Source organism: Nostoc sp. DSM 114161, from assembly GCF_052692665.1.
Map to the genome: position 1 here is coordinate 2,168,737 of NZ_CP195141.1, position 24,876 is coordinate 2,193,612.

Below are 24,876 nucleotides of genomic sequence, written 5' to 3' on the forward strand. Positions count from 1 at the left end.
GTTATGCAATTAAAATGCATATTTACATAGCGATCTTCTAAACTTCGCCCGTCTAATTGAACAAAAAGTGTTAGTACCCATTTCAGGATAAAATCACAACGAGGCAAATCTCAGCAATACATCGAGCGTGAAAACTGACAGCATTTTTTATCGTCTTTTTCAAGAATTTCCTGATATCTTTTTTGAATTAATTGGCAACCCACCCCAAACCGCAGAAGGTTATCAATTCTCTTCAGTAGAAATAAAACAAACTGCATTCCGCATAGATGGCGTTTTTCTACCAACACAAGGAGAGGAAAATCCAATTTATTTTGTTGAAGTTCAATTTCAAACCGATACAGAAATTTATTCGCGGCTGATTTCTGAAATTTGTTTATACTTACGTCAAAATCAACCTAAAAATTCTTGGCGAGGAGTTGTTATCTATCCGAATCGCACTTTAGATACAGCAGACATCAAGAATTACAGTGAATTTTTTGCCAGCCAGCGCATCAGTCGTATTTATCTAAATGAATTAGGTGAAACTACATCGTTACCAATTGGAATTGCTACGATAAAATTACTAGTCGATAATGAGGATACAGCAATTACATCCGCCAGACAGTTAATAGACAGAACCGAGCAAGAAATCAATATTGAACCACGGCGACGGCAGTTATTAGAATTAATAGAGACAATTTTGGTTTACAAATTTCCAACTATGAGCCGAGAGGAGATTGAAGGAATGTTTGGATTAAGCGATTTGAAACAAACACGAGTTTATCAAGAAGGCAAGCAAGAAGGCCAACGAGAAGGAGCGCGTCAAGAAAAATTGAGAATGATTCCTTTGTTGTTGAGGTTGGGATTGAGTTTTGAAGAAACAGCAAAAGAGTTAGGTTTAAATTTAGAGGAGGTACAGCAAGAAATCCAAAAACACCCTCCTACTCAAGATACTTAAACAAAACTAATCGGTTATGAGGAAATTTAGAGGATGTAATTAGCAGTAACCGTAAATAGTCTTAAATACCTTAAAAATCTTTGGCTTACACAATTTTGAATTTTGAATTTTTTGTATGATTTCCCTATCTCCCACTCTCCAAGCTAGACTCTCTCAACCTTTAAAAATTGGCTCCTTCGAGGTCAAAAGTCGGGTTCTCCAGTCGCCTTTATCTGGCGTCACAGATTTGGTATTTCGCCGCTTGGTGCGTCGTTATGCACCCGATTCCATGATGTATACCGAAATGGTCAATGCTACTGGTTTGCATTATGTGAAACAATTGCCCAAAATCATGGAGGTAGACCCCAACGAACGCCCAATTAGCATTCAATTATTTGATTGTCGTCCAGATTTCCTTGCAGAAGCAGCAGTCAAAGCAGTTGCAGAAGGGGCTGATACTGTTGATATTAATATGGGTTGTCCGGTAAATAAAATTACTAAAAATGGAGGCGGTTCTTCTCTATTGCGGCAACCGGAAGTTGCAGAAGCAATTGTGCGAGAAGTGGTGAAAGCTGTTGACGTACCTGTGACAGTAAAAACCCGTATTGGCTGGAATGACAAAGAAATTACTATTCTCGACTTTGCCAAGCGGATGGAAGATGCTGGGGCAAAAATGATTACAGTACACGGACGCACTCGCGCCCAAGGATACAATGGCAATGCGCGTTGGGAATGGATTGGGCGTGTAAAAGAAATACTTTCTATTCCAGTAATTGCCAATGGAGATATTTTTTCCATTGAGGCGGCGGTGAAATGTTTAGAAGAAACTGGCGCTGATGGTGTGATGTGTTCTCGTGGAACTTTGGGTTATCCGTTTTTGGTGGGAGAAATCGATCGCTTCTTAAAAACCGGAGAAATATTACCGCCACCCAACCCAATACAACGCTTGGAATGTGCAAGAGATCACTTACAAGCTTTGTGGGAATATAAAGGCGATCGCGGCGTTCGTCAAGCCCGCAAACACATGACTTGGTACGCTAAAGGTTTTGTCGGTGCTGCTGAATTAAGAGGACAGTTAAGTGTAATTGAAACCGTAGATCGGGGTTTAGAAATGATTGACCAAGCAATTGCTAAACTCGCTAATGGTTATGAATTAGAAGAAGAGACAGAAGATGATTTGGTAATGATTTAAAAAAAATACCCATACATTGTATATTTAATTAATCAAAGTGGAGGCTTCCAATGTTAGTTTCCAAACATGACGAAATTGTATCGATTCCCGGAATCCATTCTTTAGAAGATTTCATGGCAAATCCTCCAGATGGGATGGAATGGGTAGATGGACAACTAGTTGAAAAAACAGGGATGACATTAAAACATAGTGAAATTGAACTAAATCTTGGTTTTTACTGGAGAACTTACATCAACTCCAATCAACTAGGTGGCAAAGTTTACACAGAAGTACCTTGTCGCACATACAAACAAGGGCGTCGTCCTGATGTGGCTTATCTGACGCCGGATTTAGTAGCCCAATTTGGCAATGTTCCCACATTGCCACAAAGTTTTCCACTAATTGCAGAAATCGTTTCACCCACCGATTTAGCTGAGGAATTATTTTTAAAAGCCCAGGAATATTTACAGTCTGGTTGCGAGGAAGTTTGGCTAGTATTTCCTCAAAGTCAGTTAGTTTTGGTCGTGACTGATAATCAAGTTTTGGGGTTTAAAGCTGGTGATGTAGTTAGGACTCAAAAAGTATTATTAGGTTTTAGCGTAGCGGTAGACGAATTGTTAGCTTAAAAAAGGAAAATTTCTCTATTTTCCATAGCCATCGCCAGTCACCTTACCTCGAAAAACAATGTATTGGTAAAGGTTATAAAACAGCATTACGGGAATGAGAAAGCCAATAAAAATCAGCATAATTACCAAGGAACTGGGGTCGGCTGCTGCTTCATAGATAGTAATTTTATTAGGAATGATGTATGGGAAAACAATTAATCCCAAGCCAATGAACGACAGCACAAACAGCAGAATTGTCCAGACAAAAGGCGCTCTTTCTTCTTTGCGATCGATACTCTTCAACAGTTGCCAAATCAACCAAATTCCCAACAAGGGAATGACTGCAAAGATATAAACTAAAGGTTGCTGAAATAATTTTAAACGAGCGTTTTCATAAATTATCGGTGTTGTAATTGTAATGAAAATTGCACCAATTAAAGTCGTCCAAGCTGCAATTTTGGCAGTTTTGTAGTGAGTTTCCTGCAATTCTCCTGTAGTTTTCCAAATCAGATAAGTCGAACCAATTAATACATATCCTTGAATTAAAGTTAAAGCCACCAGCACCGATGGAATATTTAACCAGTCCCAAGTTTTACCAATAAAGTGTCCCGTATTATCAACAGGAATGCCCGCCAGCACAGCGCCAAGGGCGAATCCTTGACCGAGTGCAGCAGTAAAACTTCCAGCACCAAAAGCGAAATTCCAAAACAATTTGCGGTTTGCTAATTCTCGAAATTCAAACGCTACACCACGAAAGATAAACCCAAATACCATTAAGAAAACCGGAATATATAAGGCGTTTAAAATTGTGCCATAAGCTAAAGGAAATGCACCAAAAAGACCCCCTGCCATCAGAACTAGCCAAGTTTCATTAGCATCCCAAATATTGCTTAAACTGGTCATCAAAATACTTCGGCGTTCTTCATCTGAGGAAGTAAGAGATAATATCCCCACTCCTAAATCAAATCCATCTAGCATTACATAAAGGAATAGAAAAAGAGCTAAAATTACAAACCATACTTGCGGCAGAAAATACTCTAAGGTTTCCATACAATCTCCTATTAAATAAGGGCATTGGGCAAGCAGCAGGTGTGGGAGGATGAGGAAGAAATCTTTCCCCCCACACTCCCCACACTTTCCATCTCCCCATCTCCCACCTCCTCATTTTCAAAAGCAACTCACTGCTGTGCTTCTACAGGGCGTTCATCTGGAACAAACTCACCAGGAGTAGTATCTACTGCGGGTTTTGCGATCTCGGCACCTGGAATTGGTAAGTCGAGGTTTGGGCCTCTGCGGAGAATACGGCTACCAAAGTACAAAACTGCGATAAATAAAAGGCTGTACACTATGGCAAAGCCTGTTAGCGAGATTAAGACATTACTTGCAGGTAGGCGAGAAGCTGCATCAACTGTGCGAATTTGGCCGTACAGCGTCCACGGTTGTCTTCCAACACAGCGCACAATCCAGCCTGATTCTACGGCAATGTATCCTAAAGGAGCTGACAATATCCAAGCCCGCATTAACCACCGCTGTTGAGTAATGTTTTCTGCTGAGAGTTTACCGCGTAACCATTGCAGAGTACTTAATAACATTAATCCAGCGAAGAAAAACCCAATGGCAATCATTGTGCGGAAAGCGTAGTAAATTAAACCTACTAAATGGGGACGATCCTCACTTTTCCACTCTTTCAAGCCGCGTACTGGTTCGGAAAGATTCTTTTTGAATTCGAGAATGTATCCTAGTGCATTGGGAACAGTAATTTCCCAATCATTTTTCTCGGCTTTTTCATTGGGTATCGCCACAAGACTCCAATCTGCTGGCTGTCCCGCAGGTGAAGATTCCCATTGCGCTTCCATTGCTGCGAGTTTTGTGGGCTGATAATGATAGACTTGTTCGCCGCTCAAATGCCCAATGTATATTTGTAATGGTGCAACTGCGATCGCAGCTGCTAAAGCAATCTTCAATGACTGGGAAAAGAAAGCTGGATGACGTTGTTTGAGAATATACCAAGCACTAATTCCACCAATCACAAATAGCGAAGTTTCTAGTGTGGCAAAGAACATGTGCAGCACACTATTAAGCATGAACGGATTTAAAATTGCTTGAAAATAATCGTGGACAATAAACTTGCCATTAACTAATTCCCCACCCGCCGGAGTTTGCATCCAGGAATTTGCTGTCAAAATCCATACGGTTGATAGGTTAGCACCAACGGCAACTAAAATTGTTGAAAGATAGTGAATAGTGGGATTAACGCGTTCCCAACCGAATAACATAATACCTAAGAAAGCAGCTTCCAGCATGAATGCCCAGGAAGCTTCAAAGCCAATGACACTACCAAAAAAGTTGCCCGCAGCTTCCGAAAACGGTGCCCAATTAGTGCCAAACTGGAATTCCATCGGGATACCCGTTGCAACACCAATCCCAAAATTCAACACATAAAACTTAGACCAAAAGCGGGCATGGAGGTAGTAATCTGGATTACGGGTCTTTAGCCATACTCCCTCGACGATAACCAGATAAATCCCCATCCCTGTAGTCAAGACAGGCCAAAGCATATGGAATATGGCAGTCAGCGCAAATTGCATCCGTGATAACACTACGGAATCTGATAAAAATTCCATGCTTGTATTCCTCTATTGAAATTCCCTGTATTTGTTCGTTTTAGTCCAATACGGTTCGGTTAAAGTGTTTATTCCTCGAAGATCCCCCCAACCCCCCTTAAAAACGCTTGCTCACAACCTTCTTTTACCCCCTTTTTAAGGGGGTCGCCGCAGGCGGGGGGATCTTAACCAAACCGTATTGCATCTTAGTCCACATTCAATAGCCAAAAATAATTTTGACATGCAGATTCTCAAGCCATACAATTTTAATTGTTAACTATTGAATATTAATTGTTGAGAATTATTAAATGATATATTATTACATCATAGTGAAAATATATCTACCATTGGGAATGATTAAAAAGTTTTGCACTATAAGTATTTTTGAGTTTTATCAAAACATAATTCAGAAGTCAGGAGTCGGAATTCAGTATGAATTGGAGTCCGAGTAGCGGATGAATATCGCGAGTATCAATCTACATTTTTTCACTAAACTGTATTCAATCAAAAAAACATCTCTCTCTAGATAGGGAATACCGTTTCACTTTAAGTTTGATACATTTAGGCAAGCAGAGGGGCAGGGGAGCAGAGGAGAAATTATTTGTGTCTTGAATTTGGTGAAATGGTAGAAGGTATTTTAATTGTGAGTCAATTTCCGATCTGTGTCAAAAGACGGGATGTCAAAGTACACGGGTAGGGGCACAACATGTTGTGCCCCTACGATTATCTGTACTTCACTTTTTTGCAATCTGCTGTAAATAGGATTGCTATCTGAAAACCAATCAAGAGGTTTCCTCTAATGGGAAAATATCGCCGCGCAAGTAGGAATCAAAGTGTTTTTTGAAGTACTGAATACTCGTCATATTAGGTTCATCGCTTTCTATCGGCGTGAATTCATAAATTGGCACTTTTTCTCTCACTAGTTTGACCAATTTAGGATCGAGTTTCTCAAAAGCATCTACTCTGAATATTGTGGTTTCAAATCTTAATTTGGCTGGATGAGCATATCCTAATTTCATCCAAGGCATCCAAGGACAATCTCTTGCCCATTTAGCAGGAGGAACTTCAGTTACATCGGGTCGGCAGGCATTTGATATAAAATATTCAACTCCCTTAAACTTTTCTCCAGGGCAATAATCTAAGTATTTACTATCTCCTGCCAAGGGATGGGGATATTCTAAAGGAATTTCCATCACAGAGGTAAGATATGGTTTTCCTTTTGGGATAATAAATTTCTTCGGTTTAACAGAGCCTTGGACGATTCTGTTAGCTATATGTACTACTGGTACTGGTTGATTTGCTATTGGCGATCGCCAAAAATGTAGCATTTCTTGAGTATCTGGGTCACAAAATAGACCTAATTCTCTATTGATGCGATATCCGACTTCACCATACTCGGAATCGGGTTTGATAAATACTTTGGTCGCATTCATCCCAATAATAGAGAACAATTTTTCTTTTGGTTTCTCTGGTGTCTCTTGCCACCAAATTCCTCCAGACCAATTGTAATAAAGCTGTAATCCATGATTTTTTTTGTAAAAATCAAGATTATTAAGTTCGTAATCATCTAAATAATTATTCATATTGATTTTGTCATTTGTCATTGGTCAAAACCCTTCGGGTAGGGAAAAGGGAAAAGGTTAAAGGGAAAAGGGGGGATTTTACCTTTGCCCCTTGCCCTTTGCCCTTTTCCCCTAGTCACCAGTCCCCGCGTCTCCTTCATCTTGCTCATCTCCCTGCGTCCCCACTCCCTAGTACGATGGTAGACGTGATAATTCTTCTCAGCAATTAACAAATCTAATGGATAAACGGTTTTTTAGCATTTTTGGGCTAACAGAAGAACAAGCCATCGCCATTATCGATACACCTTTAGAACAACTTGAAGACGCTTCTGATAAATACATTGCTGTTTCGCATTTGATTAATTTTCCTACAGAACAATCGATCGCAGCTTTGGTGCGGGCGATTGAAACCAGTAATCCGGCTGAGTTAGACCACCGCATTGTTCGACGCAAGGCTGTAGAAAGTCTGGGACGATTGCAAGCTGAATCAGCTTTACCTGTGATTCGCCAGTGCCTGAAGGATGATGATATTTATACTGTGGAAAATACTGTATGGGCAATTGGGGAAATTGGAACTAAAGACCCGGAAATTTTGGAAGAAGTAGCACAATTACTAGATAAACCAGGTCAAATTTATCGAGTAATTATTCATACTTTAGCTCATGCTAATTATCAACCATCTTTGGAGCGCGTGCGGAAATTTACCCAAGCAGAGGACGAACCTACCCGTAGTGCAGCGATCGCTACAGTTTGTCGTTTTACGGGTGACTATTCCCAAATAACTGAGGTAATCGCATTGTTGCAGAGTCCCAATGTGAATGCACGACGCGGTTGTATTCAAGATTTAATTGATTCGCGCTATTACAAAGCTATCCCAGAAATCGCTCGTTGTCCTGTATCTTTGGTGTTCCGATTGCGAGGATTGCGGATGCTTTTAGATGCAGGTGTCCCATCAGGTGAAATTACTTTTGCAGAAGTTAAACCTTACTTAGAACAAGTGTTGTACGATCGTCCCGACGACATTGATTTAGTACATGAATATGATGTTACGCCTGTATTGAATTTTGTCATTGAAGAACTTTATCAAACTGATTTTGGACGGTGTTATTTAGCAACAAAAACTTTATTAGATATCTATCACCAGGAAGCACCAGCAGCACTTTTAGCGACCTATGCAGATAAAGCGTATAACGATTATGGCGCTCATTATCATGTGATGAAACTATTGGGTTGGCTAAAATATGTTCCTGCTTATGACTTGTTAGTAGAAAATTTGCACAATCGCGAACCGCAATTTCAAAAATCTCGTGCTGCATCTGCGATCGCTCTTGGTGAATTGGGTAACCCAAAAGCAATTCCCGAACTCAAAATTTGCCTAAATTCGCAAATTTGGGATTTGAAATATGCTTGTTTATTGGCGCTAGACCGCTTAGGAGATTCTTCTGGTCGGGAAATCGGCGCTAAGGATACTGACTGGTTAATTAGAGCTAAAGCAGAGAGCAATAATTAGTTAATAACCAATCAATTTTGGATTTTAGATTTGAGGAAAAATCCAAAATCCAAAATTATCGATGGTTTATTTTTTAATTAAATTCTGGAGCGATCGCAATTCATAATTCAATATTTTTCCAGTATTTAATAGTTGACATCCGGCGAAAAACAAAGCAGAAGCTACTACAATAGTTAAAAAGTTAGCTGAGACGAATACACTCCCAGTCAAAGCGATCGCTACAATTCCTAACGCTAGTAAAATCCATCCTAAATTAGGGTCTATCCGCCGCTGACAAAGGATCAAAATACCGGAAATGCATAGCAAAAAGCCAGGAATTCCAAAAAATATACCAACTCGAATATTGGCAATTAAAATTACGATCCCTGCAACTATCAAAGCAAAACCTACAAATTTTATTGTCCGATTTGTTGGAGTTTGTCGGTTTAGAGGATCGATTTGAGTTGGTATTTCTGTGGAATTTAATGGAGTATAAATATTTTGTTGATGTGGGATTTTATTTTGAAATATAAATGTTACTTTTTCACCCTGTCCCAGATGAATTTTATCTCCTAAATTAATTTGATAAGGTTTTCTCGGTTCTAGCTTAATATTATTCACAAATGTTCCATTGGAGCTTCCCAAATCTTCAATAAAGTAATTATTAGTCTGTATTTGAATTTGTGCGTGAATTCGAGAAACTATATTAGCATTTGGTAAACGGGAAACATCAATATTTGGCTTTATTTGGTCATTGGGCTTACCGATATGAAACACTGTACAATTGGGTGGTAACTCAAAAGCAGTGTTGGTTTGGACGTGAAACAATTCTAAACTCAGCCCTATGGTGTTTGATGTATTTGAGTTTTGCATCGCTTGTTTTTTAATAAGCAATTTATCTAATTGATAAAATCTTAAATTGGCACAGTTAATAATTGCTCTGCACTATTGAACCTTGCCAATCACTAGGCAATTTTAATTCATGAGAATTTATGAGTTTTTGGTTCTGATGCAAAGGAATCTCAATCCAAAACTCAGTTCCTTTGCCTAATTGTGATTCACATTGCAGTACTCCTGAGTGTTTTTGTACAATAATTTGATAGCTAATCGATAAGCCTAATCCTGTTCCCTGACCGACAGGTTTAGTCGTGAAAAACGGATCGAACAGTTTTTGCTTAACTTCTTGGGTCATACCTGGCCCGTTATCTGCGATTTTTACTACTACGCGGTTATTATCAATAATTTTAGTACTAATTATAATCTGGCTAGGATTGTTCTGAATCTCTTGCTGCGATCGTTGAGCATTCCATGTATCCAGAGCATCGATGGCATTATTAATCACGTTCATAAACACTTGATTTAATTGCCCTGCATAACACTCTACCAGAGGCAATTTGCCATATTCCTTGAGGATTTCAATTTTTGGGCGTTCTGGCTTGGCTTTGAAGCGATTCTGTAAAATTAGCAGCGTACTTTCAATTCCTTCGTGAATATCAACTTCTTTCATATCTGCTTCATCGAGATGAGAGAAGGTGCGTAAAGACAAGACAATCTGCTCGATTCGCTGCGCTCCCATTTTCATTGAACTGAGGGTTTTAGGCAAATCCTCTACTACAAATTCCAAATCAATATCATCAATTTTTTCCTGAATTGTTTGCCTGTAATTAGGAAATTCTTCTTGATAAAGCTGTACTAATTCTAGAAGTTGTTGTGTGTATTGGCTGACGTAAGTAATATTGCCAGAAATAAAATTAACGGGGTTATTAATTTCGTGTGCAACACCTGCCACAAGTTGCCCCAAACTAGACATCTTTTCAGTTTGAATCAGTTGAGCTTGGGTGCTTTGGAGTTCTTGTAAAGCCTTTTGAAGTTCTAACTGTGCCTGTTTGCGTTCGGAAATTTCCAACTCCAGGCGTTGGTTCATGTGGGTTAATTGAGTGTTTTTCATCAAAGTTTCACGAGACTCAGCTAGCTTCATTGCCATATAGTTAAATGCATCGGCAAGATCTTCTACTTCATCTTTTGTATGAATATCTAGACGGTAATCTAAGTTCCCGGCTGCAATTTCTGACGTTCCAATTTGCAAATTTTGTAATGATTTGACTAGTGGACGCCAAATCAACATAAATTTGCTAACAAATAAAATTATAATTACTTGCACAACTGCAAAGGAAATAATTCTCTGCACTTGATATAAGTTCTCTAATTGTTCTTCAACTATAATATTCTGCTGATTGGCACGTTCAACCAACTGAGCGAGAAATAATTCAATATCTCTGTCAAAAGAATTAATAGCTCTAAAATACTGCTGGGAATCCGCTACAGAAGTGTCGGTGACATTGCGATGAGTTAATTGATTTGCCAACTGGGTAAGAAACTGGTGACGGCGACGAATAATTGAGATTTCCTTAGCATTTGGCATCAATTTTTCTAACTTGTTGAGAGAGTCGAGAAACTGGGTTGAAGAGTTAACCATTGCCGTATCTGGACTCTTAAGTAAAACGATATCCTTGAGTTCGATAATTTCAGATTTTAAAGCATTTTCGGCAGTCAGAGCAACTTTAATAGTTTCGGTAGTTCGATTGCTTTTCTCGCGGATAGTCTGCTTAATTTGCTGGACAGCTACAGCATTACCAACAAGAATTGCTACTATCAGTCCGACAGACACAACGGAACCTGTAAAAAATTTGGTAGAGATTTTCATTTTGTCGGAACAGAAATTAAGTTGAGTTCTTTTCGGAGTTGCTCAATAGAAGCGTAATCTGAAGGGGTAACAAGGGTATATCCGGCTGATTCAATTCCTAGAATATCCTCAAGACCTTCTGGGCTACTAATAAAAGCCTGCTTTAGTCGTTGAATTAACTCTGGTGGTAATTTTTTAGATACTACTATTGGAAAATTGAGTATAGGAGCAGATTGCCAAAGTACTCTAGAGTTTTCAGGTGTTAATTTACCGATTTTTTGTTCCTTTAAATAAGAGGAAATATTAGTAGCTGCGGCATCAACAATCCCATCTTCTAATGCAGCCAAACTTTTGCTATGGCTACCACTATAAATAACTTGGGCAAAATCGCGTTTGTAATCAATTCCTAGTTTTTTAAAAGTAGCCAATGGCATCAAATAGCCAGAGGTTGATAATTTGTCTACCAAGGCAATGCGCTTACCTTTGAGGTCTTTTAAGCTTTTGATGGGGCTATTTTGTTTGACAATAATACACGCACGATACCAGGGTTCTCCTGTATGTTTATCGATCGCAGTAACCAAAGGTTCAATTTTAGCACCCCTGTCCGCTGCTTCCAGATAGCTCAAAGGCCCCAAATAAGCCATATCTAACTTATCTTGCACCAGCAAATCAGTGATTTCCTGGTAACTTTTGCCAATTTGGAAGTCTAGGGAAATTGCGATCGCATTTTGTCTTTTTTGAATTTCTTGTGTGTTTTGTTTTGTCTGTCTCCCTATTGTCTTTGATTGCGGCTCAATTTCAACACCTCCCCCAATCGATTGCTCTAAATATTCTTTGAGCGCTTTAATCATTCGTTCTTGCTCTATTGGATTTTCTGTAGGAACCACTCCAATTTTTAATTTGTATAAATTCTGCTTATAATTAATTGGAAGCTTATCCACAGTAGAGTAATTATTTTTAGATACTATTCCACTACAACTTGTAGCCAGTAGCGCCATGATTACTACTAAAATTAAAACTCTATTTTTACTGAATAAATAATATTTGGCAACCAGCCACAGCGATACTAAAGATTTCTGCATAATGAAATTTAGGAGTGGTGAGTGGAAAATAGGGAGTAGGGAGTAGTGAGTTTGGCATTAATTAATACTTATTAGTTCGGGTTTAGGAGTTAGAAATTAATAGTTAATATTTATTATTACACTTATTAGAGAAGCCGGGAAAAGGGGGAAAGGTTTGGTATTTTCGCTTTCCCCTTTAACTTTTTCCCTTTTCCCACAAAAGTGCAAAAAGCAATTGATTGCAAGAGTTATATTCTACTCTCTGCTCCTTTGCCCCTGCACCGCTCATCTCCCCATTCTCTTTTAAATTGGAATTTGAATCCAGAATTCTGTACCTTGTCCTTCTTCTGATGTACACTTCAAAATTCCGCCATGTTTTTCTACTACAATTTGGTAGCTAATTGACAGCCCTAGTCCTGTTCCTTTACCAACAGGTTTGGTTGTGAAAAATGGATCGAATAAGCGGGTTCTTACTTCTTCTGGAATTCCGCCTCCATTATCAATAATCCTAATCACAACAAAATTCTTCTCGAAAATTTCTGTCCGAATTATAATCTGGGGTTTGTTTGTTGTTTTTGCTTTAATTTTTAACTCTTCTAATGCATCGATCGCATTAGTCAAAATATTCATGAATACTTGATTCAACTGCCCTGGATAGCAATCAATCAAGGGCAAATTACCATATTCTTTGATGATAGATATATCCAGTCCAATTCCGCTATTTTTCCAACGGTGATGCAAGATTAATAAAGTGTTGTCAATTCCTTCATGAATATTAACTTGCTTTTTCTCAGCTTCATCATGGCGAGAAAAGTTTCGCAATCCTAAAACAATTTCACGGATACGAGTAGTACCCATTTCCATTGACGATAGGAGCTTGTAGAGGTCACTAGTAATAAAATCTAAATCAATTTTTTCAGCAAAATCTTCAATTTCTATCTCAGGCGTAGGATAGTATTGCTGGTAGAGGCGCAAGAGAGTTAGTAATTCTTCAAAATATTCATGAGCATAACTTAAATTGCCGTGAATAAAATTAACTGGATTGTTAATTTCATGAGCAACACCAGCAACTAACTGTCCCAAACTAGACATTTTTTCATGTTGAATTAGTTGAGATTGAGTTTGCTGTAACTGATACAAAGTTGTGGTGAGTTTTTCGGCTTGAGTTTGAGCAGCTAAGGTGGCAGAACGACTTTGAGTATAAAGTTGTGCGTGATCTATGGCGATTGCTAGTTGGTCGCAAACAGCTTGTAAGAGACTAATTTCACTATTACTCCAAATGCGATCGCCACTACAATGACTGCAAACAATTGCCCCAATTTCCCCAGAATTACTTTTAACTGGTAGCACTAGTTTAGCTGTAATACCAAACTCAGTTAAAAGCTCTTGCATATCATCGGCAAGATGTGAACGATTAGTATCGTCAATACAAATGAACTCTTGAGAAAGAAGCATTTTCGTCAAAAAATTGCTTTTTTGCTGGGGAACAGCACCTAACATTGGGAGTAAGTTAGGAGAATTGGGGTTGCGTGCTTCAGAGGTAATAGTCAGGCTTGGCTGAGATTGCTGCGCTGAATAAGAAATAAAGTAACAACGATCGATTTGTAATAAACTGCGAATTTCATTAACAGCAGTTTCGAGGATAATATCTAAGTCAAGGGAACTGCGGATTTGGCTAGCTAAACGCAGTAATAATGCTTCGCGACGGCTGAGAAGTTCTTCTCTAGCCCAAATTCGGTCAATAGCTACAGCAATATTATTCGCAATCCAATTTAATAAATTATGAGTTGGTTCGCTAAATAAGTGCTGGCTAAATAAAGCTATGATACCGATTAACTGCTGTTCTACTATTAAAGGATAGGCAGAAAAACGAAAAATAGAAAATTTAGAATTTAGTAATAATTCTGAATGATTAATTGTTAACTCTTGGTTGAAAATCGCTTGATGGTTTTGCGTCATTAAGCCAACAATGTTATTGGCTAAAACCATGTGATTGGGAAAATCTTCACTATTGTTCAAAGCACTACAGGTAGCCTCTGTGCAATGAACGCCAGCCTGTAATTCTAACTGGTTTGTCTGTCGTTCAAAAGTCCAGATACAAACAAAGGCGAGCTTCAAGTATTGTGAAATCGTATTTGTACAGTTTTGAAGAATTTCTGCAAGTGTACCACTTTGAGATAATGCTAAACTAACTTCTGCACTCAATAGTGATAACCGCGATCGCTCCAATAAAGCTAACTCTGAAAGTTTGCGCTGGGTTATATCAGTACGAATTGATACATATTGATAGGGATTTCCATCGGAATCTAAGATTGGGGTAATCAGAGTATCTACCCAATAAAAAGTTCCATCCTTGGCTTTATTTTTAACTTCTCCCTTCCAAATTTGACCTTTGCTAATAGTTTTCCACAAATTTTCAAAATATTCCTTTGTATGATGGCCAGAATTAATAATTCGATGGTCTTGTCCTAAAAGTTCTTCTCTAGAATATTTAGAAACCTGACAAAATTGGTCATTAGCATAGGTGATTCTGCCTCTTTTATCAGTAATAGCTACTAATGAATGAGTATTCAAAGCAAATTTTAAAGCTTCCAATTCTCGAATAACTCTTTGTCGGGCAATTTCATTCTCTTTATTCGCAGTAATATCACGAGCTACGGCATAAATTAATTTTTCTTCTATGAAGCTTGTTGCATTCCATGACAGCCATTTATAGGAACCATCTTGACAAAGATAGCGATTTTCAAAATAAATTGCATCAATAGATTGTGTAATATTTTGGGCTGCTAGAATAGTTGATTCCCGGTCTTCAGGGTGAACAAATTCGATAAATGGTTTAGCACACAATTCCTGTGTTGACCAACCTAGCGTTCTTGTCCATACTGGATTTAAATACATGAAATAACCATCAAAACTAGCAATACACAGTAAATCTATAGAAAGTGAGAAAAATCGAGAATATTTTTCTTCCAATTGTTGGAACTCAGATTTAGCTAGTTTCATCTGTTTTTCAGGTATTAAGATTATTTAATATTTGTCAGATAAGTTAATATATTTTTCGTAAATTGAATAACCATCCTCATCGGATATTGTCTAGCTGGCAGCTATCTAACTTTTATGCCGATGAGGGCTATTTGATAAACGAATAAATACGTAATTAACTTGAGGACAGAAGTTAAAAATATAGCTTTTGTCTAATAGATAGAATAGCTTGCTGTTAACTCAATCCTCTATTGATATAGGTTTCCCCAAAAAAGTATAAAGTAAACATTTGTATTTTATATTTAAGATAAGAAGTGTTATTTTACGTAAACTGAACTCAGAAAACGCTACAAAAAAAATGTCCGCGCCAATAATTTGCTTGACACAAGCACAGCTAAACAGCTTTGTTGACTTGATACAAATACCTTGGTAAGGGTTTTACAGCTGTAAAGCCCCTACGGTAGATCTATATGTATCTTCGTGAAATGGTATTAGGACATAAACTGCTCGTCAAACTCCAACGCCAAGAAACTTCTAAGCCTCTTGCCTGTTCTGCTATACTTCAAGCAATACTTCCTCGCTTTCTAGCTTCTTTGTAGGAAGTTCCAACATTTTTTAAACCAGCTTTAATCATTTGTTGTTCGAGGAGAGCAAAAAACCGCGCTTTATCTCCACCTTTTACCACTGCTTGATTATGAGCTTCAGCGATCGCTACTGGGTATCCGTACCCTTTTTGTACTTGCGCTAACATCAGTCCCAGTGCTTGGTTTAACATAGCAGTATTTTGCGCTACCCATGCTGGAACTTCAATTCGGGCAATTTCGGTGCCAACGTGGACATAGCAAAAGTAAATAGTTTGGTCGCCGTAGAGTTCAAGAATCTGATTATTACTGCGCCATAAGGCACTGCGTTGTCCTGGTTTGAGTTGCGTTGCCCAAAGGGTAGTATCTCGTAAATCATCAAACTTTTTACAAGGTACTTTTTCTAGTTGATTTGGGCAATAAGTTTTACAGTCTGGCACTTTATGGGGACAAGCCAACAACCGTAAAAAATTCGTGCCTTCGACGTTGCGGGAGGCGCTAAGATAACCCATCAAGGGAATTTCAGCATCGCGCATTTGCTCCCAAGCTTGCAGAATTGGGGGTAAAATGCGATCGCGTGCATCCATCGGTAACTGTTCCAAAAACCAGTATATTAAAGAACCATCTACCATTGCCAGCGTTGGTGCTTCTGCTTTGGCTACACAGGCTAATTCTGCTAAAACCGTTGTTTCGGAAGCGGTGCGGCGAAAACTCATCCATTCCTCAGTACGGATTCCCCATTGCCGAGACATGTATAAATCCTCTGGACGATAAAATACCTCTGGCAAACTATCGAGTAGGGGATGGCGATTTTGTCCGTAATGCAAAACGACTCTGCCAATATTTAACAGATAACAATAAGCAATTTCGTGATGATTGGGGGCAATTTGAGAACCATCGGTAGCGATGACAGTGTGAATTTTTGGCGGAACTGGGATATCAATGCAGGTTTCTAGCGGCTCAACTGGTGTAGCATTAGCAAAGAGAATGCGATCGCGCCATTTTTCCTGGCGATCGATTAAATCTTCTTGACACTCATAAGCATTGTTTAAATATTGTTGTGCCATTTCTAAACGCTGGCGGCTAGCAGCAGCTTCTAAAGAAAGATGCTGGCTTAAACCCTGCATTTGTCGCGCTAGTTTTGTAAGGTCAAGCATAAATTTTTAAACTTTATTCGCCCTAGTCAAGCTGTTGATTTTACAGCATAAAATAAAATTCAAGGTACACAAAATCTAAAACTACATTAGATATGGTACAGTTTGAATCTTATCCTACTCTACCAAGCAGCACTGAATTGCCCTGTTCTGACGATACGCCAGTGGATAATGAAGACCAAAATTTCATACCAAATTTGTTGTTATTTATCCTCGAATCTATTTGGGCAAATCGGAATGACTGGTTTTTCGGCATAGATATGGGCATTTATCACACAACTGGAGTAAGTCATTTAGTACCATTGGTTCCAGATGGTTTTTTGAGCTTGGGAGTTGAGCGACGAAAGGCAGGGAAATCACGCTTTAGCTACGTAGTATGGGAAGAACAAGGTATTGTACCGATTTTTGTTTTGGAAGTGGTTTCTAAAACCCCAGGTGATGAATATGACAATAAGCTTAACATCTATGCCAAATTAGGAGTTTTATACTATATTATTTACAATCCGCAATATTGGCGACGCGATAGACATCAACCATTTGAAGCTTACAAATTGATTGATGGCGAATATCAACTTCAAATTGGGGAACCATTTTGGATGCCAGAAATTGAATTGGGAATTGGACGATCGCACTACACATCCGGAACCATTCAACGAGAAGTATTGTATTGGTATGACCAAACTGGTAATCGTTATCCAACTTCTGAAGAAGTTGCTCAAAGTGAACGACAACAACGCCAAAAGTTAGCAGCAAAACTCAGAGAGTTGGGAATCGATCCAGATAACATTTGATGCTTAGACTGTTGAGTATTGAGTGTTGACTGTCATCAGTCAACACTCAATACTACATACCTTCATTATTTAATGCCAAGCAGAAAAATCCTTAGCAAACTGAGACAGCGATAACAGATGAATTCGCGGATCGTGTTGGGCAGATTCCCTTTCTGTTTGGGTATTATAGCCCCAATCTGCAAGTATAAGTTTCACATCTTCAAGGTCTGTTTGCTGTTGAACTAAATGCAAAGTCTTGAGCCTATCTTCTACAAACCAGAGACTAACTGATTTGTCCAGTTCTGCCTGCTTTAATTCTCGTAAAATTTCATATTTAGGACGCTTTACTTCTTTGCCAAAAATTGCTGCTGCTGGTAAAGTCACTCCTTCTTTTTGTAACAACTGCTGTACAAAACGTCCTTCTTTAGTTGTCACAATATATAGCTTAACTCCATCAGCAACAGTTAATTTAATTTTTTCGATTACACCCGGATAAAATCTATGCAAACTTAGCCAACCGTCTAAATCTGTAGCAATCCATTCATCTCGGATATTGTCTAATTTTGCACCAATTTCTCTTGCCTGTAGTTTATCGTCTAACAATATTTGTGGAGCAATACTTACCCACTCATGAAGAATCTTTTCATCAGAAATTCCATTCATCAAGGCTTTGATTAAAACAGGCATTTCCCAACCTGTTTCAATCACAGGGCGCAGGCGATAGAATCTCAAAGCTAAATCATCTGGCGGTGTGTCGTTAGCGGGAGACCAAATTTCACAATAGGTGCGCCATGCTACCTCAAAATATTCAATTAGTCCGTCGCAAATCACTCCATCAAAGTCTAGGGCTAAAATCGTGGGACTACTTGGTGTCATTGTTTTGAGGATGAAAACTGCTGTTGTCAGCTTAACTGAACTAGCAATAATTTTTTGTATCAAGACTTTAGCATAATTGCAAAGCGGCTTGACTTTTTGCTTGCGGATAGTACCCACAGGGGTACTATGACTTTGACGAGCAAAGTGTCATCATTTTTATATAAATTCCTCGGTGTAAATCTACTGACTGCTACAAAGTAGGGTAAATGCATCGCCCCCTACGTGCCCTAATTGAAGTATAAGCTTTTACCCTATTAAATTGCACAGTTCAGTTACTCATACTGTTAACAGTTAATAGTTAACAGTCAATACAAGAATCCTTGCAACATAACCAATCGCTTCTAGGGACGTACAGGGCGTTAGTCTTCAAGACAAGAAAGAATTTAACCAAAGGAAAAAACTATGTCAAATCTCCCTTTTGAATTTACCCACGGCGGATATATCAAGGAAGAAAGTCTGCGAAAGAGAATTGCCTTACGTCCGCCAACGACTGAGGCAGGAATTGATGTAGAGACAGATTTCGATTACCTCTTCCCAGATCTTGCTAGAAACCCAGACAGTCTGCTTCCGGCAGACAACAACCAAGATATTATCGCCAAACTTAAAGATTTAGGCGAAAAAATAATTGATGCAAACCAGCCTGAGCCTGAGGTCACTAACTCAAACATACCTCCGGTTTATACTTACTGGGGACAGTTTATCGACCATGATATTACCGCCAATACTGACCGGGCTGTTACAGACCTGCAAACTGATATTACCAAAGATGATTTCACGCCTCTATCACCCGACTTCGTAATCGATAAGCTCAAGAATCTGCGTCGTCCCACCTTCGATCTTGACAGTGTTTATGGTGACGGGCCAACTCTAGACCCGAAAAACCCTACCGAAGCTAAGGACTTTTATCAACAGAACGACCCAGTAAAATTAAAAATTGGGCAAAACGCCGAACAGAATGCTAACGGCGGCACAATTCCTGGAGTTAAAATTCCGCCAGAAAACGATTTATCGCGGGACTTGCCACGCAATAACAGAATAGCTGCGATCGCCGACAGTCGCAACGACGAAAATCTAATCGTGGCACAGTTCCACACTGCTTTTCTGCGTTTCCACAATGCAGTAGTAGACTGGGTGCGGAAAAATGAACCCTACAATGCCAAAAACAATAAAAAACTATTTGTCCGATCGCAAAATCTGGTTCGTTGGCACTACCAATGGCTTGTCATCAATGATTTTCTCAAAACAGTAACTACACCTGGAACAGTAGATAGCATTCTCCGCTACGGGCCGAGATTCTACTATCCCCGCAATGGAAATGTTTTCATGCCTCTAGAATTCTCCGTGGCAGCTTACCGTTTTGGACACAGTATGATAAGGGCTGCTTATGACTACAACCGCAATTTTACAGACCAACCAGGAGCGCTGACAGACGCAACATTCGGGTTATTGTTTTCCTTTACAGGAAAAGGCGATATTGGCGGCCGACCCCCAGGCCCTGGCCCGTCCAACACTCTGCCTTTTAACTGGATTATTGAGTGGGATAGGTTTGTTGACAAACAAAAGGCTGCTAGAAGGCAGAGAAATTCTGCACGAAAAATTGACACGCATCTTGCATTTCCTTTATCAGATCTAATCAATGAAGGCAACGATGAACAACCTCCTATTCGAGAACTTCTCAAGCACCTGGCAAAACGCAACCTACTGCGTGGATATTTCCTTAGCATTCCCACCGGACAGAGTTTAGCTAAGAAGCTAGGTGTCACACTACTGACGGTGGAGGAACTTAAAAAAGGTAATTCAGAAGAATTGAATAAAGCTCTCGAACATTTCCTAGAAAAGACTCCAGCGTGGTATTACGTCCTCAAGGAATCTGAGGTTCGCGCTAATGGAGACTCTTTGGGCGAAGTTGGTAGCCGCATTGTTGCTGAAACCATCATCGGTCTAATTAAAAATGACCCATCCTCGTACATCAACAAGCGCCATTTTTTCTTTGAAGTTTGGAACCCTTCTTTAGGTGTCAAACTACCAAATGGCGCTCAAATTCGCACAATTAGTGATTTTCTGAAGTTTGCCGGAGTACTGCCAGCATAGCAAACGCCTGTAGAGACGTTGCAATGCAACGTCTCTACAGGCCAGAAAATTCCTTTGATTCAAGGTAGAAACAAAATTGTTCTATTCAGACACAGTAGTTGCGCCAACTGCCATGACTGGAGACCATTCACTCACACGGTTGTCATCTAAGACAGCTCGTACTCGATAACCAAGCTGAATCTTATGCATCAACAAGATTAGTTCGCGGTTGAGTAATCCTTGTGATTTTTGGTTTTCATTGGATGCAGCTTGGATGCGAAAACAGCGATCGCTTTGACGTTGCAATTTCGGAGATTTGCCTTCCATCAACACCGCTTGCAGTTCGTATTCTTGAGCTTCGGGATACGGTTCCCAACAAAGTTGCCAGTAAGTTGACCAACGAATTAACTCTGCTGGCAATTCCTCAACTTCATCTGACAATGTAGAAACAAGTCCGGTGACTGGAGGTTGTACTAGCTGAGGCTGATTGGAGGTAATGTCAATAAATTGAGGTTTTGCAACCTGTTGTGCGGCTATAGATGAACTACCATCAAAACTTAGTATCAGTCCAAATATCACAGCGAACAGCACAATCAATCGTAGGCATTGTAATGGCACCCACAAGATTTTCAGATTCATAATCATGCAAAAGTTATTGGCTTACCACTCCACAGGTGAAATGATGTTGCCGTTGTCGGCATAGATTGTTTTAGGACGGATATACGTTCTGGAAGGTACTGTAGAATTGAAGACTGCACTTTTTGACCCAACTGCCGATTTACTGCCAATAACTGAACGGAATATAACGGAGTCCTGTGCTAGCCCTACAAGATCGCCTATGCTGGTTTCAGGGCCATTAGCAACACCATTGACAACCTGCCTACCGCCATGAACTAGAGCGCGAGGCCCGTAGCCAACAATATCGCCTATAGTCAAACTAGTTGTTTCTAAAGCGTGAAAGACAACATCGTTTGCCATACCAGCAATTTTCCCGATATTAAAAGGTTGACCTTCATCAGCACGTAGGGAAATTCTATTACCTATTTTGAAGTTGAGGATTGATAAAGGATCTTCTAGAACGATATTGCCGATGATGCGGTTACGGAAGTTGGGATTGCGAGTGACATTCCCACCTATTTGCGGCAGACCTCCAGGGTTAAAAGAGGTGACTGGTGCGTAATTTATCCCTTTTACGTTTGACAAGTCTGTTCTAGCTAATTCTGTGTAACCTTTGGCAAATGCTTCATTGACTTCAATGATGGCTTCCATTAATGCAACGTCAGCTTGTGTGAGGTTTGCCACCTTGCCCAAGCTATTACTACTAGCTTGGAGGTTAGTTGTGACCTCTTTACCTGGCAGGACGACTTTACCTGCTGGTAAAGTCACACCAGGGCCAACCCGCGAGAGAAAGTTGACTACGGTGTTTCCTTCTATGGTTGCACCATCTATTTCACAGTTGAAGGCGAGAAATGTCTCTGGAATAGTGTTACTGAACTGAGTATTTGTAGCTGGGTCAGTAAAAGGCCCGGTTGAGCCTTGAGTACCGATTTTAGCTGCACCTTTGATGGTGGCCATGTGTGCCATAATGACTCGCGGCCCAATCTCCACTCCCGTTCCCGAAGCTATAATTCTCACTTGGTCTTGGACGTTAGAATCTTCAGCGATGGTAATGGGGGCTGTGGTGGCGTTTAACTGGGCAAATGGCGCGACGTAGACTCTTTCGCCCAAACTAATATTTGTGGGATTGGTAATTATCGCAGTTGGGTCAAGGAAAGTAGCTGAGTCTGACGGTGCTGTACTCGGACATATAGGTAGGTTATTCGAGGTTGGATTACACCCACTTCCAGAAGCAATGGCGGGTTGTTTATATATCTGTGTACCGATAACAAGGGCTAGGATAATTGCGATCGAGGCGCTAAAAATTGCGCGAGGTTTGAACATAGAAAAAACTCCTCACGGGTTATGGTATTTGGCTATGAGAGAATCTGCGTTAACTGCGTTAACGAGTAACAGATATAGTCAAGCGATCGCTGACGATGAGCCAAAGGCGATCGCACGCACAAAAATTAGCAACAAATCAAATTGCCAAAGTTCCTTAGCTGTTACACATTTAAAGCAGCACATTGTTTCGTGTTGACTGTTAATGGTTAACTAACAACCTTCAACAGTCAACAACACGAATGACCGTACAATTTAAAAGCGTAATAGCTGATTTAGACTTTTGCTGTGTTTGCGTATGAGGCAGAAGGTTAACCGCCCCAAAAACCTGCCAAGTTGAGGAATTTTAGCAGGCTAAATAATACGGTAAAAATCGTAACTGTAACTGTGTTTGTTGCTCCGGCAACTGCCTCATTATAGACAGTCTCCCAAGCTTCTGGGCCGGTAGTGGATTGTCCATAGACTTTTGTACTAACGGCCAATGTTAAGCCAAGCACAGTTAGACCAGCTAGTATTGTGCGACGTTTAAGCATTCTTTCCCAATATCTAATAGTTAGCCAACTTTCTGTGGCACAGTAAACTGAAAAGTTTAGGTTTTGTTTCCTTTAACTTTTCGGATTACGTGACCCAATAACCGACAAATTTAAGCTAATGAAGCACTAATCGCTACAGGCGCTAATTAACATCTTATTTTATTCTTATCTGCTGCTTTATACTAGAGCTTTTGATATTGAGAAAAACTATGGTGGTGATAGAAATTTTGGCAAACTTAAAAATTTACTATAAATAAATTATCTATCTTAGGGTAGATGTTTTCGTCATACTTGATTTAAAATAGCTGTTTACATAGCAATCCTATGTGATTTCTGAGAATTCACGGTGTTTAGATCCTCAATCTCTTAAAGAAATCGGGGATCTTGTTTCGGTTAGGGGGGATCAATCAATCTTGCCACATATATGACCATAAGTAATATCAAGAATACCTGATTTTGTATAAATCCGAACTGGAAGTGTTTCTAAATCTCCACAGTCTCCAGAACATGCATTAATAAATGCAGTACCTTTTTCACCTATTACCTCAAGAAATAAATTAGTACTGTTCCCAACAAAAACAAATGTTTGATAACTTCTACCCTCAGCCAGAGCATATGCTTTTTTACCCCCAATATAGTCTTCTAGTTGTTCGCATTTTTGAATTTCATTGATTATATTTTTATAAGACCAACCAAACTGATTAAGTCCCACAGTATTACGAAATTCAATTGGTAAAATTAATCCTGGTGTAAGCTTAATCGTAGCTGCAATAGTATATGGAACTATAATCACAGCTAATAAAGGAATTATATATATAATTCGTCTACGAATAGAACGCGGCTTATTTTGAGGAGCTTGGGTATATAAACATGACAAATAAATAAATATTAAAGGAATTGCTATTAAAAAGCTATAGAATATACTAATTATTGTAATTAATATTGTCAAACTAGGTATTTTGACAATACCTATTAAAAATAAAATAAAAATTATTAAAATATTAATAGGAAAAGGAATATACAAAATATATAATAAAATATTAAGAAGACATCCACAGAAAATAGCTAATATTACAAATAATAGATTAATCTCTTGTTGATTATTTCTTATAGCCCATAAAGTAATTGTACTACAAGATAAAACTACAAATAGAGCCATTGAAAAGCTAAATGGATAGTAACCGGGTGCTTTTAACCAAAAACCAACAAAATTATCCCGAAAAATTATAATTGATAAACTTAAGCATAGCCAAAAGGGTAGGCTGTAAATGGCAATTAGTAAAGTTGTTCTAACTGCAATCGACTTGACTTGTGGATTGCTTTGCTTTATTTGCATGTTATAACTAGATTTTATTTATAGTATCTAGAATATGCGATCGCCATACGAATCACAAGTTTTATCTGCTATCATCAATCATTCAATGAAGAAAGAAGATTTCTTAGTTGAAATGTCTAATAGTTATCTAATAACTCAAACTTCTTTGAAGCCAGATATTTCGTGGGAATTTCTGCGGATTCCGGAAATCTTTATTCATGGAATGAGGATTGTAGGTTTCCCGAATCTTCAAAAAGAGACTTACGATAATTGGATTTCAATTAACAATCAACCTTGCTTATTAACTCAATTTCTGGCAAATCCTCAAATCAGTCTCATTTCCGAGGAAGAGTCCGATAAAATTTCAAAAGGCTACGATTATAGATGGTCTATTATATATACTTTAACTCGCCCAGGATTATCTTTAGATTTTTCACAAGCATTAATTCAAATAACAGCCCATTGTCCAGCGGGGCCACCCCAGTACGGAAGTTTACTCTATTTGGAAAGAACTGGCGAACAATGGGCAGTTAAATCATCTTATGGGCTGTACAACCAATAGGAAAA

The 24,876-nt window shown here is 39.1% G+C and carries 20 protein-coding genes; 7 read left to right on the plus strand and 13 right to left on the minus strand.

Features of this window, described 5'->3' with window-relative positions:
- Positions 1 to 127: 127 nt before the first annotated feature.
- The 3 genes from NSTC745_RS09225 to NSTC745_RS09235 all read left to right on the plus strand — a co-directional run bounded on the left by NSTC745_RS09225 (position 128) and on the right by NSTC745_RS09235 (position 2,713).
- A complete protein-coding gene (locus NSTC745_RS09225) occupies positions 128 to 937 on the plus strand; it encodes an Rpn family recombination-promoting nuclease/putative transposase (protein WP_445636880.1) in 810 nt (269 codons plus the stop codon).
- 115 nt (positions 938 to 1,052) lie between these two features.
- The gene (dusB, locus tag NSTC745_RS09230; protein ID WP_445636881.1) at positions 1,053 to 2,108 is read left to right on the plus strand and encodes a tRNA dihydrouridine synthase DusB; all 1,056 of its coding nucleotides are present in this window, start codon (positions 1,053 to 1,055) and stop codon (positions 2,106 to 2,108) included.
- A 50-nt stretch (positions 2,109 to 2,158) separates the two neighbouring features.
- Positions 2,159 to 2,713, plus strand: coding sequence for a Uma2 family endonuclease (locus tag NSTC745_RS09235; protein WP_445636882.1), 555 nt, complete (start codon positions 2,159 to 2,161; stop codon positions 2,711 to 2,713).
- Positions 2,714 to 2,728: 15 nt separating this feature from the next.
- Here the strand turns inward: NSTC745_RS09235 and cydB are convergent, their stop codons facing one another.
- The 3 genes from cydB to NSTC745_RS09250 form a co-directional block, all read right to left on the minus strand.
- On the minus strand, positions 2,729 to 3,742 hold the full coding sequence (gene cydB, locus NSTC745_RS09240) for a cytochrome d ubiquinol oxidase subunit II (RefSeq protein ID WP_445636883.1): 1,014 nt from the start codon (positions 3,740 to 3,742) through the stop codon (positions 2,729 to 2,731).
- Positions 3,743 to 3,870: 128 nt separating this feature from the next.
- Positions 3,871 to 5,316 (minus strand): cytochrome ubiquinol oxidase subunit I, encoded by a 1,446-nt coding sequence (locus tag NSTC745_RS09245; protein WP_445636884.1) that lies wholly within the window; start codon positions 5,314 to 5,316, stop codon positions 3,871 to 3,873.
- Between the two features lie 761 nt (positions 5,317 to 6,077).
- A complete protein-coding gene (locus NSTC745_RS09250) occupies positions 6,078 to 6,899 on the minus strand; it encodes a DUF1838 family protein (protein ID WP_445636885.1) in 822 nt (273 codons plus the stop codon).
- 196 nt (positions 6,900 to 7,095) lie between these two features.
- Between NSTC745_RS09250 and NSTC745_RS09255 the strand changes: the two genes are divergently transcribed.
- Positions 7,096 to 8,367 (plus strand): HEAT repeat domain-containing protein, encoded by a 1,272-nt coding sequence (locus tag NSTC745_RS09255; RefSeq protein WP_445636886.1) that lies wholly within the window; start codon positions 7,096 to 7,098, stop codon positions 8,365 to 8,367.
- 66 nt (positions 8,368 to 8,433) lie between these two features.
- Here NSTC745_RS09255 and NSTC745_RS09260 read toward each other — a convergent pair whose 3' ends face one another.
- The 5 genes from NSTC745_RS09260 to NSTC745_RS09280 all read right to left on the minus strand — a co-directional run bounded on the left by NSTC745_RS09260 (position 8,434) and on the right by NSTC745_RS09280 (position 16,810).
- Complete coding sequence (locus NSTC745_RS09260) at positions 8,434 to 9,219, minus strand: FHA domain-containing protein (protein ID WP_445636887.1); 786 nt, start codon at positions 9,217 to 9,219, stop codon at positions 8,434 to 8,436.
- A gap of 55 nt (positions 9,220 to 9,274) precedes the next feature.
- Positions 9,275 to 11,050, minus strand: a complete 1,776-nt coding sequence (locus tag NSTC745_RS09265; protein ID WP_445636888.1) for an ATP-binding protein — start codon at positions 11,048 to 11,050, stop codon at positions 9,275 to 9,277.
- Positions 11,047 to 12,111, minus strand: coding sequence for a substrate-binding domain-containing protein (locus NSTC745_RS09270; protein ID WP_445636889.1), 1,065 nt, complete (start codon positions 12,109 to 12,111; stop codon positions 11,047 to 11,049). The genes NSTC745_RS09265 and NSTC745_RS09270 overlap by 4 nt, the downstream gene beginning before the upstream one ends.
- Positions 12,112 to 12,393: 282 nt before the next feature.
- The gene (locus NSTC745_RS09275; RefSeq protein ID WP_445636890.1) at positions 12,394 to 15,093 is read right to left on the minus strand and encodes a PAS domain S-box protein; all 2,700 of its coding nucleotides are present in this window, start codon (positions 15,091 to 15,093) and stop codon (positions 12,394 to 12,396) included.
- A 541-nt stretch (positions 15,094 to 15,634) separates the two neighbouring features.
- Positions 15,635 to 16,810, minus strand: a complete 1,176-nt coding sequence (locus NSTC745_RS09280) for a DNA double-strand break repair nuclease NurA (protein WP_445636891.1) — start codon at positions 16,808 to 16,810, stop codon at positions 15,635 to 15,637.
- 92 nt (positions 16,811 to 16,902) lie between these two features.
- On the opposite strand from NSTC745_RS09280, the gene NSTC745_RS09285 reads away from it, so the two are divergent.
- A complete protein-coding gene (locus NSTC745_RS09285) occupies positions 16,903 to 17,598 on the plus strand; it encodes a Uma2 family endonuclease (protein WP_445636892.1) in 696 nt (231 codons plus the stop codon).
- 69 nt (positions 17,599 to 17,667) lie between these two features.
- Here the strand turns inward: NSTC745_RS09285 and NSTC745_RS09290 are convergent, their stop codons facing one another.
- On the minus strand, positions 17,668 to 18,453 hold the full coding sequence (locus NSTC745_RS09290; protein WP_445638563.1) for an HAD family hydrolase: 786 nt from the start codon (positions 18,451 to 18,453) through the stop codon (positions 17,668 to 17,670).
- A gap of 402 nt (positions 18,454 to 18,855) precedes the next feature.
- On the opposite strand from NSTC745_RS09290, the gene NSTC745_RS09295 reads away from it, so the two are divergent.
- The gene (locus NSTC745_RS09295) at positions 18,856 to 20,544 is read left to right on the plus strand and encodes a peroxidase family protein (protein ID WP_445636893.1); all 1,689 of its coding nucleotides are present in this window, start codon (positions 18,856 to 18,858) and stop codon (positions 20,542 to 20,544) included.
- A gap of 81 nt (positions 20,545 to 20,625) precedes the next feature.
- On the opposite strand, the gene NSTC745_RS09300 is transcribed toward NSTC745_RS09295, so the two are convergent.
- From NSTC745_RS09300 to NSTC745_RS09315, 4 genes are all read right to left on the minus strand, one after another.
- Positions 20,626 to 21,162: a hypothetical protein gene (locus NSTC745_RS09300; protein WP_445636894.1), complete on the minus strand. Its 537-nt coding sequence runs from the start codon at positions 21,160 to 21,162 to the stop codon at positions 20,626 to 20,628.
- A gap of 21 nt (positions 21,163 to 21,183) precedes the next feature.
- On the minus strand, positions 21,184 to 22,464 hold the full coding sequence (locus tag NSTC745_RS09305; RefSeq protein WP_445636895.1) for an acetyltransferase: 1,281 nt from the start codon (positions 22,462 to 22,464) through the stop codon (positions 21,184 to 21,186).
- 308 nt (positions 22,465 to 22,772) lie between these two features.
- On the minus strand, positions 22,773 to 22,994 hold the full coding sequence (locus tag NSTC745_RS09310; RefSeq protein WP_445636896.1) for a hypothetical protein: 222 nt from the start codon (positions 22,992 to 22,994) through the stop codon (positions 22,773 to 22,775).
- A gap of 403 nt (positions 22,995 to 23,397) precedes the next feature.
- The gene (locus NSTC745_RS09315; protein ID WP_445636897.1) at positions 23,398 to 24,330 is read right to left on the minus strand and encodes a hypothetical protein; all 933 of its coding nucleotides are present in this window, start codon (positions 24,328 to 24,330) and stop codon (positions 23,398 to 23,400) included.
- A 34-nt stretch (positions 24,331 to 24,364) separates the two neighbouring features.
- Here NSTC745_RS09315 and NSTC745_RS09320 point away from each other — a divergent pair, with 34 nt between their 5' ends.
- Positions 24,365 to 24,871 (plus strand): hypothetical protein, encoded by a 507-nt coding sequence (locus NSTC745_RS09320; RefSeq protein ID WP_445636898.1) that lies wholly within the window; start codon positions 24,365 to 24,367, stop codon positions 24,869 to 24,871.
- Positions 24,872 to 24,876: the final 5 nt, after the last annotated feature.

What these genes read in the sequence shown, in the direction of transcription:
- dusB (WP_445636881.1), top strand. Translation starts at nt 1,053, where the DNA reads ATGATTTCCCTATCTCCCACTCTCCAAGCTAGACTCTCTCAACCTTTA.
- NSTC745_RS09235 (WP_445636882.1), top strand. Translation starts at nt 2,159, where the DNA reads ATGTTAGTTTCCAAACATGACGAAATTGTATCGATTCCCGGAATCCAT.
- cydB (WP_445636883.1), bottom strand. Translation starts at nt 3,742, where the DNA reads ATGGAAACCTTAGAGTATTTTCTGCCGCAAGTATGGTTTGTAATTTTA.
- NSTC745_RS09245 (WP_445636884.1), bottom strand. Translation starts at nt 5,316, where the DNA reads ATGGAATTTTTATCAGATTCCGTAGTGTTATCACGGATGCAATTTGCG.
- NSTC745_RS09250 (WP_445636885.1), bottom strand. Translation starts at nt 6,899, where the DNA reads ATGACAAATGACAAAATCAATATGAATAATTATTTAGATGATTACGAA.
- NSTC745_RS09255 (WP_445636886.1), top strand. Translation starts at nt 7,096, where the DNA reads ATGGATAAACGGTTTTTTAGCATTTTTGGGCTAACAGAAGAACAAGCC.
- NSTC745_RS09260 (WP_445636887.1), bottom strand. Translation starts at nt 9,219, where the DNA reads ATGCAAAACTCAAATACATCAAACACCATAGGGCTGAGTTTAGAATTG.
- NSTC745_RS09265 (WP_445636888.1), bottom strand. Translation starts at nt 11,050, where the DNA reads ATGAAAATCTCTACCAAATTTTTTACAGGTTCCGTTGTGTCTGTCGGA.
- NSTC745_RS09270 (WP_445636889.1), bottom strand. Translation starts at nt 12,111, where the DNA reads ATGCAGAAATCTTTAGTATCGCTGTGGCTGGTTGCCAAATATTATTTA.
- NSTC745_RS09275 (WP_445636890.1), bottom strand. Translation starts at nt 15,093, where the DNA reads ATGAAACTAGCTAAATCTGAGTTCCAACAATTGGAAGAAAAATATTCT.
- NSTC745_RS09280 (WP_445636891.1), bottom strand. Translation starts at nt 16,810, where the DNA reads ATGCTTGACCTTACAAAACTAGCGCGACAAATGCAGGGTTTAAGCCAG.
- NSTC745_RS09285 (WP_445636892.1), top strand. Translation starts at nt 16,903, where the DNA reads ATGGTACAGTTTGAATCTTATCCTACTCTACCAAGCAGCACTGAATTG.
- NSTC745_RS09290 (WP_445638563.1), bottom strand. Translation starts at nt 18,453, where the DNA reads ATGACACCAAGTAGTCCCACGATTTTAGCCCTAGACTTTGATGGAGTG.
- NSTC745_RS09295 (WP_445636893.1), top strand. Translation starts at nt 18,856, where the DNA reads ATGTCAAATCTCCCTTTTGAATTTACCCACGGCGGATATATCAAGGAA.
- NSTC745_RS09300 (WP_445636894.1), bottom strand. Translation starts at nt 21,162, where the DNA reads ATGAATCTGAAAATCTTGTGGGTGCCATTACAATGCCTACGATTGATT.
- NSTC745_RS09305 (WP_445636895.1), bottom strand. Translation starts at nt 22,464, where the DNA reads ATGTTCAAACCTCGCGCAATTTTTAGCGCCTCGATCGCAATTATCCTA.
- NSTC745_RS09310 (WP_445636896.1), bottom strand. Translation starts at nt 22,994, where the DNA reads ATGCTTAAACGTCGCACAATACTAGCTGGTCTAACTGTGCTTGGCTTA.
- NSTC745_RS09315 (WP_445636897.1), bottom strand. Translation starts at nt 24,330, where the DNA reads ATGCAAATAAAGCAAAGCAATCCACAAGTCAAGTCGATTGCAGTTAGA.
- NSTC745_RS09320 (WP_445636898.1), top strand. Translation starts at nt 24,365, where the DNA reads ATGCGATCGCCATACGAATCACAAGTTTTATCTGCTATCATCAATCAT.